The sequence below is a fragment of the Mediterraneibacter gnavus ATCC 29149 genome, assembly GCF_008121495.1.
Classification (GTDB): domain Bacteria; phylum Bacillota; class Clostridia; order Lachnospirales; family Lachnospiraceae; genus Mediterraneibacter; species Mediterraneibacter gnavus.
On record NZ_CP043051.1, the window covers coordinates 2,831,394 to 2,846,016 of the forward strand.

13 protein-coding genes and 1 tRNA gene are annotated in these 14,623 nt (G+C 42.1%); 11 read left to right on the forward strand and 3 right to left on the reverse strand.

Annotation, left to right across the window (positions count from 1 at the left end):
• Positions 1 to 4: 4 nt before the first annotated feature.
• The 4 genes from pyk (at position 5) to FXV78_RS14010 (ending at position 3,708) form a co-directional block, all read left to right on the forward strand.
• A complete protein-coding gene (gene pyk / locus FXV78_RS13995; RefSeq protein ID WP_004840701.1) occupies positions 5 to 1,441 on the forward strand; it encodes a pyruvate kinase in 1,437 nt (478 codons plus the stop codon).
• A gap of 125 nt (positions 1,442 to 1,566) precedes the next feature.
• Positions 1,567 to 2,280, forward strand: coding sequence for a TrmB family transcriptional regulator (locus FXV78_RS14000; RefSeq protein WP_004840700.1), 714 nt, complete (start codon positions 1,567 to 1,569; stop codon positions 2,278 to 2,280).
• On the forward strand, positions 2,277 to 3,551 hold the full coding sequence (locus tag FXV78_RS14005; protein WP_004840698.1) for a diaminopimelate decarboxylase: 1,275 nt from the start codon (positions 2,277 to 2,279) through the stop codon (positions 3,549 to 3,551). The genes FXV78_RS14000 and FXV78_RS14005 overlap by 4 nt, the downstream gene beginning before the upstream one ends.
• Before the next feature lie 74 nt (positions 3,552 to 3,625).
• Positions 3,626 to 3,708, forward strand: a tRNA-Leu gene (locus FXV78_RS14010).
• Here FXV78_RS14010 and FXV78_RS14015 read toward each other — a convergent pair.
• A complete protein-coding gene (locus tag FXV78_RS14015) occupies positions 3,700 to 3,894 on the reverse strand; it encodes a hypothetical protein (RefSeq protein ID WP_004840696.1) in 195 nt (64 codons plus the stop codon). The two genes, FXV78_RS14010 and FXV78_RS14015, sit on opposite strands and share 9 nt — an antisense overlap.
• Before the next feature lie 209 nt (positions 3,895 to 4,103).
• On the opposite strand from FXV78_RS14015, the gene FXV78_RS14020 reads away from it, so the two are divergent.
• The 3 genes from FXV78_RS14020 (at position 4,104) to FXV78_RS14030 (ending at position 8,439) form a co-directional block, all read left to right on the forward strand.
• Positions 4,104 to 4,721, forward strand: coding sequence for a TetR/AcrR family transcriptional regulator (locus tag FXV78_RS14020; protein WP_004840694.1), 618 nt, complete (start codon positions 4,104 to 4,106; stop codon positions 4,719 to 4,721).
• A 216-nt stretch (positions 4,722 to 4,937) separates the two neighbouring features.
• Entirely contained in the window at positions 4,938 to 6,704 is a 1,767-nt protein-coding gene (locus FXV78_RS14025) for an ABC transporter ATP-binding protein (protein WP_004840692.1), read from the forward strand.
• A 4-nt stretch (positions 6,705 to 6,708) separates the two neighbouring features.
• Complete coding sequence (locus FXV78_RS14030) at positions 6,709 to 8,439, forward strand: ABC transporter ATP-binding protein (protein ID WP_004840690.1); 1,731 nt, start codon at positions 6,709 to 6,711, stop codon at positions 8,437 to 8,439.
• 102 nt (positions 8,440 to 8,541) lie between these two features.
• On the opposite strand, the gene FXV78_RS18320 is transcribed toward FXV78_RS14030, so the two are convergent.
• Together FXV78_RS18320 and FXV78_RS18325 are read right to left on the reverse strand one after the other, a co-directional pair.
• Positions 8,542 to 8,859, reverse strand: a complete 318-nt coding sequence (locus tag FXV78_RS18320; RefSeq protein WP_004840688.1) for a GNAT family N-acetyltransferase — start codon at positions 8,857 to 8,859, stop codon at positions 8,542 to 8,544.
• 8 nt (positions 8,860 to 8,867) lie between these two features.
• Positions 8,868 to 9,032, reverse strand: a complete 165-nt coding sequence (locus FXV78_RS18325) for a hypothetical protein (RefSeq protein WP_004840687.1) — start codon at positions 9,030 to 9,032, stop codon at positions 8,868 to 8,870.
• A gap of 558 nt (positions 9,033 to 9,590) precedes the next feature.
• Here FXV78_RS18325 and FXV78_RS14040 point away from each other — a divergent pair.
• The 4 genes from FXV78_RS14040 to baiCD all read left to right on the forward strand — a co-directional run bounded on the left by FXV78_RS14040 (position 9,591) and on the right by baiCD (position 14,595).
• Positions 9,591 to 10,892, forward strand: a complete 1,302-nt coding sequence (locus FXV78_RS14040) for an MATE family efflux transporter (RefSeq protein WP_004840683.1) — start codon at positions 9,591 to 9,593, stop codon at positions 10,890 to 10,892.
• Positions 10,889 to 11,395 carry a GNAT family N-acetyltransferase gene (locus tag FXV78_RS14045; RefSeq protein WP_004840681.1) on the forward strand — a complete coding sequence of 169 codons (507 nt, stop codon included), beginning with the start codon at positions 10,889 to 10,891 and terminating at the stop codon, positions 11,393 to 11,395. Before FXV78_RS14040 ends, FXV78_RS14045 begins: the two co-directional genes overlap by 4 nt.
• Position 11,396: 1 nt before the next feature.
• Positions 11,397 to 12,590, forward strand: coding sequence for a helix-turn-helix domain-containing protein (locus FXV78_RS14050; protein ID WP_004840680.1), 1,194 nt, complete (start codon positions 11,397 to 11,399; stop codon positions 12,588 to 12,590).
• 85 nt (positions 12,591 to 12,675) lie between these two features.
• On the forward strand, positions 12,676 to 14,595 hold the full coding sequence (gene baiCD, locus FXV78_RS14055; protein WP_004840679.1) for a bile acid Fe-S flavoenzyme BaiCD: 1,920 nt from the start codon (positions 12,676 to 12,678) through the stop codon (positions 14,593 to 14,595).
• The last annotated feature ends 28 nt before the right edge of the window (positions 14,596 to 14,623 follow it).

The window sequence follows — 14,623 nt, forward strand, 5'->3', positions numbered from 1 at the left end:
TGACATGAAAAAAACAAAAGTAGTCTGCACAATGGGTCCTAATACAAATGACAAAGAAGTTATGAGAAAGTTGATTCAAAACGGAATGGATGTTGCGCGTTTCAACTTTTCACACGGTGATCACGAAGAGCAGAAATTCCGTATGGATCTTCTGAAAGAGCTTCGCGAGGAAGAACATGCGCACACAGCGATTCTTCTGGACACAAAGGGACCGGAAATCCGTACAGGTCTTTTGAAAGACGGAAAGAAAGTAACCCTCCAGGAAGGGAATACATTTGTACTTACAATGGAAGATATCGTAGGAGATGATACAAAAGTGTCTCTTTCTTATAAAGGTCTTGCAGAAGATGTACAGCAGGGAACAGTAATTTTGATCGATGACGGTCTGATCGGACTGAAAGTAAAAGAAATCGTAGATCAGGATATTGTTTGTGAGATCGTAAACGGCGGTGAGCTTGGTGAGAGAAAAGGGGTCAATGTACCGAACGTTCCGGTAAGACTTCCTGCAATCACAGAAAAAGATAAAGAAGACATCAAATTTGGTGTAGAACAGGATATTGATTTTATCGCTGCATCCTTTGTGCGCAATGCAGAGTGCGTCCTTGAGATCCGCGCATTTTTGAAAGAACTGGATGCACCTTATATTCCGATCATTGCGAAGATTGAGAATGCAGAAGGAATTCGCAATATTGATGAGATTATCCGTGCTGCAGATGGTATCATGGTAGCAAGAGGAGATATGGGTGTTGAGATTCCGGCAGAGGAAGTGCCATACCTGCAGAAGATGCTGATTCAGAAGTGTAATAATAACTTCAAGACTGTTATTACAGCAACTCAGATGCTGGATTCCATGATCCGTAATCCACGTCCGACAAGAGCGGAAGTGACAGACGTTGCAAATGCTGTTTATGACGGAACAGATGCAGTGATGCTGTCCGGAGAGACTGCACAGGGAAAATACCCGGTAGAAGCATTGCAGATGATGGTACACATTATCGAAAATACAGAGCAGCACCTGGATTATGATATGATCCTGGATAAGGCAGGAGATCACTTAAAGAGAGGAATCTCCAGTGCAATCGGATATTCTTCTGTTTTGGCAGCTGCGAATCTGAAAGCAAAAGCAATCATTACACCGACAGTTTCCGGAGCGACAGCAAGAGTGATGTCAAACTTAAAACCAATCCAGCCGATCATCGGAGTGACTCCGAGTGAAAGAGCACTGAGAAGAATGTCCATTTACTGGGGCGTACAGGCTCTTAAATCAATGGAATGCCATACAACAGATGATATCTGCAGTGAGGCAATTGAGATTTCAAAAGTAAAACGATGTGTAGAGACAGGAGATGTTGTTGTATTGACAGCCGGAATCCCTGCGCTGGATGTAAATGCTGCCCGTGAGGGAATCAGTAATATGATGAGAATCGCGACAATTGAATAAAATTGGCAGGATAACACATGCCGTTCATAGAATTTTTCTGTGAACGGCATTTTTGTATTGACAAGCATTCTCGATTCTTATATAGTGTTTCTTGAAAGAACTACTAACATGATCGGGAGAAAACTATGGAACAGAATCAGTATGTGGAATACCTGCTTCATTTCGGACTGACAAGGCAGGAGGCTCTGATTTATGTGGAATTACTTGTAAAAGGAAAGCAGACAGGATATGAGATTGCAAAGGAGACAGGGATTTCCCGGTCCAATGTGTATTCTGTTCTGGCAGCGCTGGCAGAAAAAGGAGCGGCCTATGTGATCGAAGAGTCTGCAAAGCGCTATATTCCGGTAAAAGTAGAGGAGTTTTGCGGGAACTGTATCCGCAGGATGCAGGAGGAGCAGGAGTGGATGGAGAGAAACCTTCCACAGAAGAAAGCGGAGACAGAAGGATATATCACCATTGAAGGAGAACAGAATATTCTGGATAAGGCGAAGAATCTGATCGCACAGGCGGGGGAAAGAGTGTATCTTTCCTGTACAGCAGGATATCTTGACGCATTCCGTCAGGCGTTGGAAGAGCTTGTGAAAAAGAAGCGGAAAGTTGTGATCCTGACAGATGCCCCGTATGAATTGAAAGACGCAATTTTCTATCAGACAGAGGAAAAAGGACAGCAGATCGGGTTGATCGTGGATTCTAAGAGCGTGCTTTCAGGGGAGTATGGAAAGGGGAGCCTGAATACCTGTCTGTATTCCGGACAGAAGAATTTTGTAACTGTATTTAAAAATGCAATGGCAAATGAGATAAAATTGATTCAATTACAAAAAGGAGGAACTGTATTATGAATAAAACACCATTTGTAACAAAAGAACAGCTGGATGAAATTATGAAAACCTATCCGACACCGTTTCATCTTTATGATGAAAAGGGAATTCGCGAGAATGTAAAGGCTCTTCGGGAGGCGTTTTCCTGGAACGAAGGATATAAGGAATACTTTGCGGTAAAAGCGTGTCCGAATCCATTTCTGATCGACATTTTAAGAGAGTATGACTGTGGATGTGATTGTTCTTCCTACACGGAGCTGATGTTGTCAGATGCCATCGGAGTAAAGGGACAGGATATTATGTTTTCTTCGAATGATACTCCTGCCGAGGATTATGTTCTGGCGGAAAAATTAGGGGCGATCATCAATCTGGATGATTTCACACACATTGATTTTCTGGAGAAAACGATCGGATATATTCCGGAGACGATCAGCTGCCGCTACAATCCGGGCGGATTATTTAAGATCAGCAATGATATTATGGACAATCCGGGAGATGCCAAGTACGGAATGACAACAGAGCAGTTGTTTGAGGCGTTTAAAATCCTCAAAAGCAAAGGAGCAAAAGAATTTGGAATCCATGCATTTCTGGCAAGTAATACGGTGACAAATGATTATTACCCAATGCTGGCAAAAGTATTGTTTGAGCAGGCTGTAAAGCTTCAGAAGGAGACGGGAGTTCACATTAAATTTATCAATCTCTCTGGAGGAATCGGAATTCCGTATACACCGGATCAGGAGCCAAACGATATCCGTGTCATCGGAGAAGGGGTTCGCCGTGTCTATGAAGAGGTTCTTGTTCCGGCAGGAATGGGAGATGTGGCAATCTATACCGAGCTTGGACGTTTTATGATGGGACCATACGGATGTCTGGTTACAACAGCAATCCATGAAAAGCATACACACAAAGAATATATCGGTGTGGATGCATGTGCGGTAGATCTGATGCGTCCGGCAATGTACGGGGCATACCACCACATCACAGTTATGGGAAAAGAAGATGCACCACATGACCACAAATATGATGTTACAGGATCCCTTTGTGAAAACAATGATAAATTTGCAATCGACAGAATGCTTCCGGAAATTGAAAAAGGAGATTATCTTGTCATCCATGATACCGGTGCACATGGGTTTGCTATGGGATACAGCTATAACGGAAAGCTAAAACATGCAGAATTATTGCTGAAAGAAGATGGAAGTGTACAGATGATTCGTCGTGCGGAACGACCAGCAGATTACTTTGCAACATTTGATTGTTTTGACATTGGAAAAAAATTGATAAAAAATTAAAAAAGACTTGCCAAGTCAAGAAATCTATGGTAATATATTTTTTGTTCGGGAGCTGAAAAAGTTCCCGAGTATAAGCGGATGTGGCGGAATGGCAGACGCACAAGACTCAAAATCTTGCGTAGGTGACTACGTATGGGTTCAAGTCCCATCATCCGCAGTTTGAAAAAGCCTTGAGTTTCAAGGTTTTTTTTAGTGCAAAAAGAAGTCCTTCTGGAAGTACAGAAGGGCTCTTTTTGTACTGGCTTTCCTTGTCCTCATATAAATGGATGTTCTGTTGAATGATTTTCAGACATTGTGCCAGATGCTGCTCTTCCAGCTGTTGTTCTTTCTGATGGTTGTTCATGTTTTTTCCTCGCTTTTCTCAAATTTTTCACTGTAAAATCTGAATCAGGCACCTGTTTCCATCCCACAACGGCACCTTCCAGTTTCAGGCGGTCTTTCATTATAACAAACAGCAGATAAAAGGACAAGAAATATTGACAAATTTCCTGAGCTGGTATATTATATAACAGTGATATATAACAATGTTATAACGATGAAGGAGGTGAAATAATGAGTGAAGAAGAACAAACAACATTGCACCTAATTCGTTCAGCTGCGATGCAGGAATTTCTAAAAAAAGGATTCAAGTCTGCGTCCTTGAGGAACATTGTCAAAATAGCCGGTGTGACAACAGGTGCATTCTATGGCTACTATGACAGCAAGGAAGATTTATTTGAATCACTGGTAAGCGAACATTACAACTTTTTATTGAACTGCTTTTGCAAGGCACAGAAAGAATTTGCAGAAATCCCGCCAGAGGAACAGCCTGATAACCTTACCTCTACTTCCGGCGAATGTATGTATGAAATGCTCATGTACGCCTATGATCATTTGAATGAATTTAAACTCATACTTTGCTGCTCGGAAGGAACACGTTTTTCAAAATTGATTGATGAAATGGTAGAAATAGAGACAAAAGGTACGCATGATTATTTAGCAGTTCTTGAAAAGTTAGGCAGACCTGCGCCACCTATAGATGAACGATTAGAGCATATTTTGATCACAGGAATGTTTAACACCTTTTTTGAATTGATTATACATGAAATGCCACTTGAAGAAGCGAAACATTATCTGAGAGAAATGAGAGCTTTTTATACCGCCGGGTGGATGAAAATTATGGGGCAGTGAAAGCAGACATATTTATTAGGACAATCTGCCCTATCATTCTTGATAATGGAAAGTGTGAACTTTCCATTATATTTGATACACAGGTTAGTTTTAACTAACGAAAATAAGAAAGTAGATAATCAAACAAGGATATTTGAGGGCAGCTATTTTGTCTTCATTATCATAACCTTATTGAGCAGGTTCAATAAGTTAAAAAATTTTTAAGGAGGTTTTTCAATGAAAAAACAGTCAAATCTGTCAAGCCTGATGGGATATGCCGGAGGATATAGGATATTGACCTATCTTTCCTGGATACTGTCTGTAATGAGTGCATTGTTGGCTCTTGTACCTTTTTGGTATATATGGCGTATCATTCACGACATACTGGAAGTTTCTCCAGACTTCTCACGGGCTGAAAAGGTCACAAGTTACGGCTGGTCTGCCGTATTATTTGCGGTTATTTCTATTGTTGTTTATATAGCCGCTTTGATGTGTTCGCATATAAGCGCGTTTCGGGTTGCCGCCAATATCCGAAAAGAGCTTATGCGACATATTACAGCATTGCCGATTGGAGTAACGGAAAAATATGGAAGCGGAAAGCTCAGGCGAATTGTAAACAGTTCCAGTGCCGCTACAGAAAACTATCTTGCACACAGGCTGCCTGACAAAGCGGGAGCAATTGCCACGCCCGTAGGACTGCTCTTTTTATTACTTGCGTTTGATTGGCGGTTAGGGATTTTAAGCCTTGTTCCTGTTGTTCTTGGTTTTTTGATTATGATGAAAATGACAGGGAAAGACATGGAAGAGAGAATGGAGCAATATCAAAATGCGCTTTCCGATATGTCAAATGAAGCGGTTGAGTATGTAAGGGGCGTACCCGTAGTAAAGACTTTCGGACAGACAATCTTTTCTTTCAAACGATTCAAAGCAGCGATTGACAATTACGAAACATGGGTAATTGCATACACGAAAGCATTAAGGTTACCGATGATGTTTTATACAACAGCAATCAACGGTGTATTCGCGTTTCTGATTGCGGGAGGTATTCTCTTTACAAGGGACGGCGTAACAAATGAATTGCTGCTAAATCTTATCTTTTATATTGTGATTACGCCTGTTATCGGTACAACACTCACAAAAATTATGTTTATGAGTGAGGACGCAATGATTGTAGGAGACGCAATGAACAGGATTGAGGAAGTGCTGAATGAAAAGCCGTTGTCTGAAAGTAAAGTAAATAACGTACCATCTGATCATTCAATTACATTAGAACACGTTATCTATAGCTATGACGGTGAGAAAAACGCACTCAATGATGTTTCTATGTCAATCAAACCGGGACGGACAATCGCATTAGTAGGCTCGTCCGGAGGCGGCAAGACGACCCTTGCAAATATTGTTACAAGATTTTTTGATCCACAGAAAGGGCGTATATTGATCGGGAATATCGATATACGCGACATTCCAAAAGAAACATTGATGAATAAGGTATCTTTTGTATTTCAAAATAACCGGCTTATCAAAGCGTCTGTATTGGAGAATGTGCGTATGGCAAAGCCGAGCGCCACACGCGAAGAAATCGCCCATGCTCTGGAAACTGCACAGTGCCTGGATATTATCGAAAAATTACCAAATGGAATGGATACGATGATAGGCACAAAAGGCGTGTACCTGTCCGGCGGCGAACAGCAGAGAATAGCCATAGCCCGTGCGATTTTGAAAAATGCGCCGATACTGATTCTTGATGAAGCGACAGCATTTGCCGACCCCGACAATGAAGTGCGTGTACAACAGGCTTTATCTGCTCTGTCAAAGGGAAAAACGGTTATTATGATTGCACACAGGCTGTCGTCAATCAAAGATGCAGATTGTATTTATGTGCTGCAAAACGGTGAGATTGTTGAAAGTGGTACACACAGCAGACTAATCGAGAAAAACGGAATATTTGCGCGTATGTGGAAAAATTATTCCGAAGCAGCAGAATGGAAAATTGCTAGGAGGTAAGAACATGATTAAGATATTGCAAAGACGGTTTGCGTTATCAGAGCAAGGGGCTGTCGATTTGATAAAAGGCTGTATTGCTTGCGTTGCACAGGATATATCTTTTATGATTCCTGTCGGGCTTCTGTATTTTCTGGTTATTGATATGATGAACGGAGGAGTAAGCAAAAAACATGTCGCTTTCTATGCCGTTGGTGCGTTGGTTTGCTTATGCCTTATATTTATCGCGACCTGGTTTCAATATAATGCCACTTATTTAGCTACTTATGTGGAAAGTGGGGTAAGGCGTATATCTTTAGCAGAACAGATCCGCAAAATTCCGTTATCCTTTTTTGGTAAAAAAGACCTTGCTGATTTAACAAATTCCATTATGGGAGATTGTGCCACGCTAGAAACAGCGTTCTCTCATTATGTCTCCGCTTTGGCAGGGTCTCTGATTTCAACAACACTGATTTCAATCAGTCTTTTTGTTTATGATTGGCGCATGGCTTTTGCGGCTGTTTGGGTTTTGCCGATTGCATTTATAATTACATTTTTTTCAGCCCGAATACAGGAATATTTCAACCGCAAATCCGTAGCAGCAAATGTTGCTCTTGAAAGCGGTGTGCAGGAGTGTATCGAAAGTTTGCAGGACTTAAAGGCAAATAATGCAGAAGAAAGCTATCTGAGCGAGCTTGGCAAAAAAATTGACGATGTGGAAAAACGGCACATTATCACTGAGCTTGGGACTGCCCTGTTTGTTGTTTCCTCAACACTGATATTAAAGTTTGGGATTGCTACGGTTGCGCTTGTGGGTTCTGTGCTGCTCATTCGAGGGGAAATTGATGTTCCGCTGTTCTTTCTGTTTTTACTTGTGGCTTCCAGGTTGTATGCTCCGCTTGAGGGTGCATTACAAAATCTTGCAGCGGTAATCTCTACCAGAACGAACATAAACCGCATGAATGAAATACTTGACCAGCCTGTCCAGACGGGCACAGACAGGGTAACAAACAAAGGCTATGATATTGTGTTCGACCATGTAGAATTTGCCTACAACGCAGGGGAAAACGTATTGGAAGACGTGTTCTTTACAGCAAAACAGGGAGAAGTTACTGCCTTAGTCGGACCGTCCGGCGGAGGCAAAACTACGGTGTCACGCCTTGCTGCGCGGTTTTGGGATATTAACAAAGGCAAAATTACTGTCGGAGGTATGGACATATCAAAAATAGAGCCGGAAACATTACTGTCGTTGTACTCTATCGTATTTCAGGATGTGACGCTGTTTAACAATACAATCATGGAGAATATCAGGATAGGAAGAAAAGATGCAACTGATGAAGAAGTCATTGCGGCAGCAAGACTGGCAAATTGTGAGGAATTTGCGGCAAAGCTCCCGGACGGTTATAACAGTATGATTGGAGAAAATGGTTGCGAACTGTCCGGCGGTGAACGTCAGCGTATTTCAATCGCCCGCGCTTTCCTCAAAAATTCCCCAATCATTTTACTGGATGAGGCAACGGCAAGCCTTGATGTGGAGAATGAAACGTTGATACAGGCTGCTTTGTCAAGGCTGATAAAGGATAAGACGGTACTTGTTATCGCTCACCGTATGCGTACCGTAAGTGGTGCGGATAAAGTGATTGTACTTTCAGACGGTACGGTTGCAGAACAGGGGAAGCCGGAGGATCTGATGAATACAGGCAGAATTTATCCTCATATGGTGAAGCTGCAAATGATTAGTCAGGATTGGGGCATTTAGCATAAATAGCGAATGGATTATATGCCCCGTACCCACAGAAACTGGGGCGCGAATAGTTAGTAATGCTGTCTGCGCTCCAGTTTCTATATGGAAAATTCATACTCAAATTTTTTTATTTAAACGAACACCCATAGTTAAATACGGTTTCCCTAAATATTCCTCTTTTTCCAAAATATAACCATGCTTTCGGTAAAAAGAGATAGCATTAAGATTATTCTTAAATGCCCATATTACAACTTCTGTATATCCTTCTTCTTTCGCTGCTTGTTCTGCAAACGCAATTAAGTTGTGTCCAATTCCTTTCCCTTGAAAATCTGATGTAATATAAATTCTCCATATTTCAAAAGCTCCAGCTTTATCATGATCTGCGGTATTTCCAAACGATAGCATAGCTACTACGTTTCCGTTTTCTTCCCACACGTATTCTTTTAATCGTCCCGAAAAAAATCGTTTTTCAATTCACATATTCTATCCGCACAGCCAGCAGGACTTAATAATTCTGAATTTACATATCCTTTATATACTTTTTTCCAGTTCTCATTAATAATTTCGCAAACATTATCTATATCAGTTTCTTTCATCATTCTTATCATATTCTTAGTCCTCCATAATATTTTCGAAAGTATAAAACGGTACAACTGAAATTATTATAACATCCGTTGTTTCAAAAAACGATAGTGTTCTCCACGTTGTACTTTTTTCGTTCAGGCTCTTTTTCCTGCTTCAGATATCTGAACATCAAACAGCATTCGGGAGATCAGGATTAAACGGTTCATCAAGGATATTTTGTAATTCTGTGCTGAAATCAGCAAGCCCCAATAATACGGCACATACTTGACAAAGGGATTGTGACAAAGTTAAGATTATTATAACAATGAAGTACGTAAATTACTTGTCGAAGCTTGGAACAAGACACACAATGCAAAGAAAATCGCAGAACGCTTTTCGGTTAATACCAGCACGGTTTACCGTCTGAAAAAAGAATGCGGGAAACCAGCTCTGTGGAAACATAAATCAAAAGGAATACAAGAATTTAATATAGAAAAGAGGGTTTTTATGGCATATGCGCATGTGATCGGCCTATTGGGAGAATAGGCGATACAGACATATTCTCCTTTTAAAATTGTAGATTTAGCAAAAGGAGAAGGAAAATGAAAAATAGAAAAGAATTTCAGGAACTCAATCGGATGGCATATCCGATTTTGCTGCATTATTTATTGACCAGTCTGTTTGAGATTCTGGATCAGGCGATTGTAGGACATTATTCTGTGCGGGGGTTTGCAGTAGTTGGAATTGCAGCTTCTGTTGTGTATGGAGTGACAGGAGCCCTGGGGATGCTTTCTTCGGCGTTTCACATTATTGCGGCAGAGAAGATAGGAAAGCAGGATGAGCGAGGATTTGAGAATGCATTTGCAGGAAGTAAAATTCTTGTTATTTTGATCGGTCTGACAGTTGTACTTGTAAGTATCCTGTTTGGAAAGCCATTTTTTTATGCGGTATATAGACAACAGGGAAAAGAATTACAGGAGCTTCTTGGGTACTTTTATCCGGCATCATTTACCGTACTGCAGAATATGTTGATTTTTCAATATAGTGTATACTTTAAAAACAGGCAGAATACAAAGATTACCCTTTGGGTGACTGTTGTTTCTACAACAGTAAATCTGTTTTTCGATTTTGTGCTTGTATACGGAGCAGCTGGCTTTCCTCGTCTTGGAACAGCAGGAGCCGCCTGGGGAAGTATTCTTGGTCTTGGTTGCGGACTATTGGTTTATCAGATTACTTACTGGAAAGAACGGCAAAGGAGAAAAACGATCAGGGCAGAAGAGATCCGGGGATTGATATACAGGATATGGAAAATCTATCCGTCTTTACTGGGACAGGAATTGCTGGAAAGTACAATCTTTGTATTTATGGTTCTGGCAGCGGTGGCAAGATTAGGAGCAGAAGATGTGGCTGTTTATAAGCTGCTGGATCTCGTCTGTGGGATGCTGGAGCTTCCTGTGTATGCGTATGCGGCAGCAACGCAGACATATGCCTTGCAAAATCATGCGGCAGGAAAGAAAGCGGCAGTCAGAAGTTATGAAAAAGCGGGGATACAATTATCAGGCATGATTGTTCTGTCAGTGGGGATGCTGTGCGGAATCTTTCAAAAAGAAGTGTTTCACTGGATTTTATCAGACGAGATGATCATTGCCAGGGCGGGAGATTATCTTTGGATGATCGTGCTTTTGGTGCTGGTCAAAATTCCATATCGGATCAGGCTGCTGTATCTTCAGGGAATCGGAAAAGAAGGGCAGGTCTTTTGGATTACGGCTGCGGCATCTGTGATCTTTGGTGTTGGTGCGTTTGCAGCGGCAGAGCTGCTGCAGCTTTCCGGAATTTATCTGATGATAATTTTGGAATATGGACTTCTGGGAGGCATTTATCGCTGGCAGAGTAAAAAAGTATGAGAATTGAAAATGAAAAAAGAAAAGAGGAAACTAAATTGATCTTAAGAGTTTATAAACCGGCAGATTGCAAGGCGCTTACAGAGTTGTTTTATGAGACTGTTCATTCGGTCAATACAAAGGATTATACAAAAGAGCAGGTGGATGCATGGGCAGATGGCAATGTGGATCTGGAAAAATGGAATCAGTCCTTTTTAGAGCATTACACGGTGATCGCAGAAGAGGAAAATGGAATCATAGGATTTGGGGATATCAGTGACACCGGCTATCTGGACCGGCTGTATGTTCACAAAGCGTATCAGCATCAGGGAATCGCTTCTGCAATCTGTGACGAGCTGGAGCATTATGCAGATCAGAATGTGGTTGAAACGCATGCTTCAATCACGGCAAGACCGTTTTTTGAATCCAGAGGATATATGGTCATTCAGGAACAAGGGGTTGTCAGAAAAGGTGTACTCCTGAAAAACTACAGGATGGAAAAGCAGCCGCTGCAGAAGGAGAAGTAGGATGTGGTATCAGAAAGACTGGTTTACCGGAATTGATTACTATAATTTAAAAGAAAAACAGGTCCATATTACAGAGATGGAGATTAAAAAGCCGGTCGAGCAGCGGTTTCATGAGCAGACCGAAATTTATTATGTAATCAGTGGAGATGCAGAACTCTGGATCAACGGAGAGAAATTTCAGATTCAGGAAGGTAGTTTTTTCTGCCTGTATATGCATCTTTTTTATCGGATTGAAAATATCAGAAAACCTTTGCATTGTGTAAAGGTTTCTTTTCATATTGGCCTGTTTATGTCTTTGTGTTTTGAACAGCGCAAGGCAAGAGAAAATGAGATGCTGGTATACGGAGTGCAGTCTCTTCTTTTTCTGGATAAAGAGGAGCAAAAGAGAGTAGAACGTGTTTTGGAAGATCTGTTGGCGGAAGAAAAAGAACAGCGATTTTCGGTGCAGAATATGAGTATTTATCTTGCGATGCAGCTCTATGTATTATACTGTCGGTATGCGATGGAACGGAAGAAAAAAGAGGGGATACAAAAGGATGAGGTGTGGAATATCATCCAGAGAGTACTTCTGGATACGAGTAAGACCGTCTCTTTGGAAGAGTACGCAGAAACCGTGGGTATGACTGCAGTGACGCTGAACCGGAAAATCGTAAACCGGTGCGGATATACAGTTTTTCAGCTCCAGAAAATGGGAAAGGTATTGAATGCCTGCGCTCTGCTGCATTTTCCGGAGCTGAACATTCAGTATATCAGTGATTATCTGGGATTTACGAATGTGGAAGATTTTTACAGAGTGTTTAAACGATACAGGAAAGTCAGTGTGAGAGAATATCAGACGAAAAATATCGGATGTGGAGCACAAATGCAGTCCGGGGAGGAATCACTGCAGATTTTAGAATATCTTTTCCTGCATTTTCAAAAACCATTTCAAATGAAAGAAATGGAGACAGAGATGAAAAAGAAGGAATCTCTGATTGAAAGAAGAGCGAGAGAGACGTTTGGGCGAAGCATACAAGAACTTCTGGAAGAAATCAGGATCCGGATTGCCTGCAGTTACTTGAGTGCTACAGACCGAACAGTTACACAGATCAGCAGTGATGTTGGTTTTGGAAGTATTTCCTCTTTTCAGCGAAGCTTTTCTAAGTACATGAATCAGACACCAAGTGAATACCGCAGGTTTCATCAATGTAAATAATTGATAATCATATTTAGAAATCTGCATATCTATTTTTGCTGGACTGCCCTATAATAAAAATAAAATAACAGGGAGGTAGCATGCAATGTTTGAACATGTATTTGCTCCGATCCGGATTCGGGATATGGAGCTGAAAAACAGGATTATCCTGCCGGCAATGGGGACCAGAATGGCGGAGGAAAACGGAGCTGTGACAGATAAGCTGATTGCGTATCACGCAGCCAGAGCAAAGGGCGGATGCGCATTGAATATCGTGGAGGTGGCAGCCGTACATACGCCGAGTGCACCGGCACATTTTGTATCCATCAGTGAGGATCATCTGATTGAGGGACATAAGAAACTGACAGATGCGATCCATGAGAATGGAGGAAAAGCGGGAATTCAGCTCTGGCAGGGATCTATCGCGGTTTCCATGGATCCAAAAGCACAGGTTTTGGTTGTTTCAGATATGAATTTTGGACCATATACGATCAAAGCGATTACAAAGGAACAGATCCAGGAAGTCATTGCATGTTATGGAAAGGCGGCAGCCAGAGCTGTGGAGGCCGGATATGACTGTCTGGAATTTCATCTGGCGCATAATTATCTGCCGCATTCTTTCTTAAGTGCAGGATTCAATCACAGAGAGGACGAATATGGCGGCAGCTTTGAGAACCGCTGCAGATTTCCGTTGGAAGTGATCGATGAACTGCGCAGAAATATGCCGGAAGGAATGCCTTTGTTCATCCGGATCGATGCGCAGGATGATATGTTGGAGAACGGACTGACGATCGAGGAAGTGATCCGATTCTGTAAGAGTGCAAAGGAGCATGGAGTCGATGTGCTGGATGTATCCAGAGGAAATATCATTACGGCAGCATCCATGTATGAGGTGCCGCCAATCGATGTGCCAAATGGATTTAACATTGAAAATGCGGCCAGAATCCGCAAAGAGACAGGCATGCTGACAGTTGGTGTTGGAAGGATCAACACAGCAGAACTGGCAGAAGAGATTTTGTCTCAGGATAAAGTGGATATGGTAGTACTGGGAAGAGCCCAGCTTGCGGATCCGGAATTTGCAAACAAAGCCAGAGCGGGAAAAGTGGATGAGATCGTACACTGTGTGGGCTGTAATCAGGGCTGCTATGACGGATTCTGTGATGTGGCCAACCGTCCGCATATTACCTGCATGAGAAATCCGATGATCGGTCACGAGGCAGAGTATGATCTGAATAAAGCAGAAGCATCGAAAAAAGTATGGGTGATCGGAGGCGGAGTGGCCGGAATGGAAGCTGCAAAGATTCTCCATGAAAGAGGACATGAAGTAACACTGTTTGAAGCGACAAATCAGTTGGGAGGAGAATTCCTTCTTGCAGGAGAGGCGCCTGGAAAAGCTGAGATGAAATCTGCAGCGATGGAGATGGCAGCGCAGGTAGAAAAACTGGTGACGGTTCATAAAAATACAAAAGTTGATGCGCAGATGCTGGAACAGGCAGATGTCGATGCAGTGATCCTGGCAATCGGATCTTCTCCGATTACCATCAATCTGGAGGGAATGGATAAGCTTTGGCATGTATCTGCACCGGAGGTGCTTCGGCATGAAGTCTGTCCGAAAGGAAAGGTAGCGGTGATCGGAGGCGGTCTGGTTGGTCTGGAAACAGCAGACACGCTTGCGACAGACGGATGTGAAGTCACTGTTCTGGAGATGAAAGACAGTATCGGAAGTGATCTGGGAAGCCTGCGTAAGATAGCTGTTATGATGAAAATGCAGCAGTTACAGGTAAAACTTTTGCCAAACAGCAAAGTATGTAAATTTACAGAAGAGGGGATTGTGCTGGAAGACGGAACGCAGATTCCATGTGAATGTGCAGTATTTGCGGTTGGATTTTTGGCAAACGATTCTCATCCGCTTGCAGAAGTGTGTGAAAAGAGAAAGCTTCCATATTATGTGATCGGAGACGCAAAATCGGCAAGAAGAGCTCTGGATGCGATTGCAGAAGGATTTGAGGTAGCGAGAACACTGTAGGCTGTCCGGGCAGTATATGAGCTGGAAT

Excerpts from the sequence above, each read along its gene's own strand:
- pyk (WP_004840701.1), top strand. The coding sequence starts at position 5 with ATGAAAAAAACAAAAGTAGTCTGCACAATGGGTCCTAATACAAATGAC.
- FXV78_RS14000 (WP_004840700.1), top strand. The coding sequence starts at position 1,567 with ATGGAACAGAATCAGTATGTGGAATACCTGCTTCATTTCGGACTGACA.
- FXV78_RS14005 (WP_004840698.1), top strand. The coding sequence starts at position 2,277 with ATGAATAAAACACCATTTGTAACAAAAGAACAGCTGGATGAAATTATG.
- FXV78_RS14015 (WP_004840696.1), bottom strand. The coding sequence starts at position 3,894 with ATGAACAACCATCAGAAAGAACAACAGCTGGAAGAGCAGCATCTGGCA.
- FXV78_RS14020 (WP_004840694.1), top strand. The coding sequence starts at position 4,104 with ATGAGTGAAGAAGAACAAACAACATTGCACCTAATTCGTTCAGCTGCG.
- FXV78_RS14025 (WP_004840692.1), top strand. The coding sequence starts at position 4,938 with ATGAAAAAACAGTCAAATCTGTCAAGCCTGATGGGATATGCCGGAGGA.
- FXV78_RS14030 (WP_004840690.1), top strand. The coding sequence starts at position 6,709 with ATGATTAAGATATTGCAAAGACGGTTTGCGTTATCAGAGCAAGGGGCT.
- FXV78_RS18325 (WP_004840687.1), bottom strand. The coding sequence starts at position 9,032 with ATGATAAGAATGATGAAAGAAACTGATATAGATAATGTTTGCGAAATT.
- FXV78_RS14040 (WP_004840683.1), top strand. The coding sequence starts at position 9,591 with ATGAAAAATAGAAAAGAATTTCAGGAACTCAATCGGATGGCATATCCG.
- FXV78_RS14045 (WP_004840681.1), top strand. The coding sequence starts at position 10,889 with ATGAGAATTGAAAATGAAAAAAGAAAAGAGGAAACTAAATTGATCTTA.
- FXV78_RS14050 (WP_004840680.1), top strand. The coding sequence starts at position 11,397 with ATGTGGTATCAGAAAGACTGGTTTACCGGAATTGATTACTATAATTTA.
- baiCD (WP_004840679.1), top strand. The coding sequence starts at position 12,676 with ATGTTTGAACATGTATTTGCTCCGATCCGGATTCGGGATATGGAGCTG.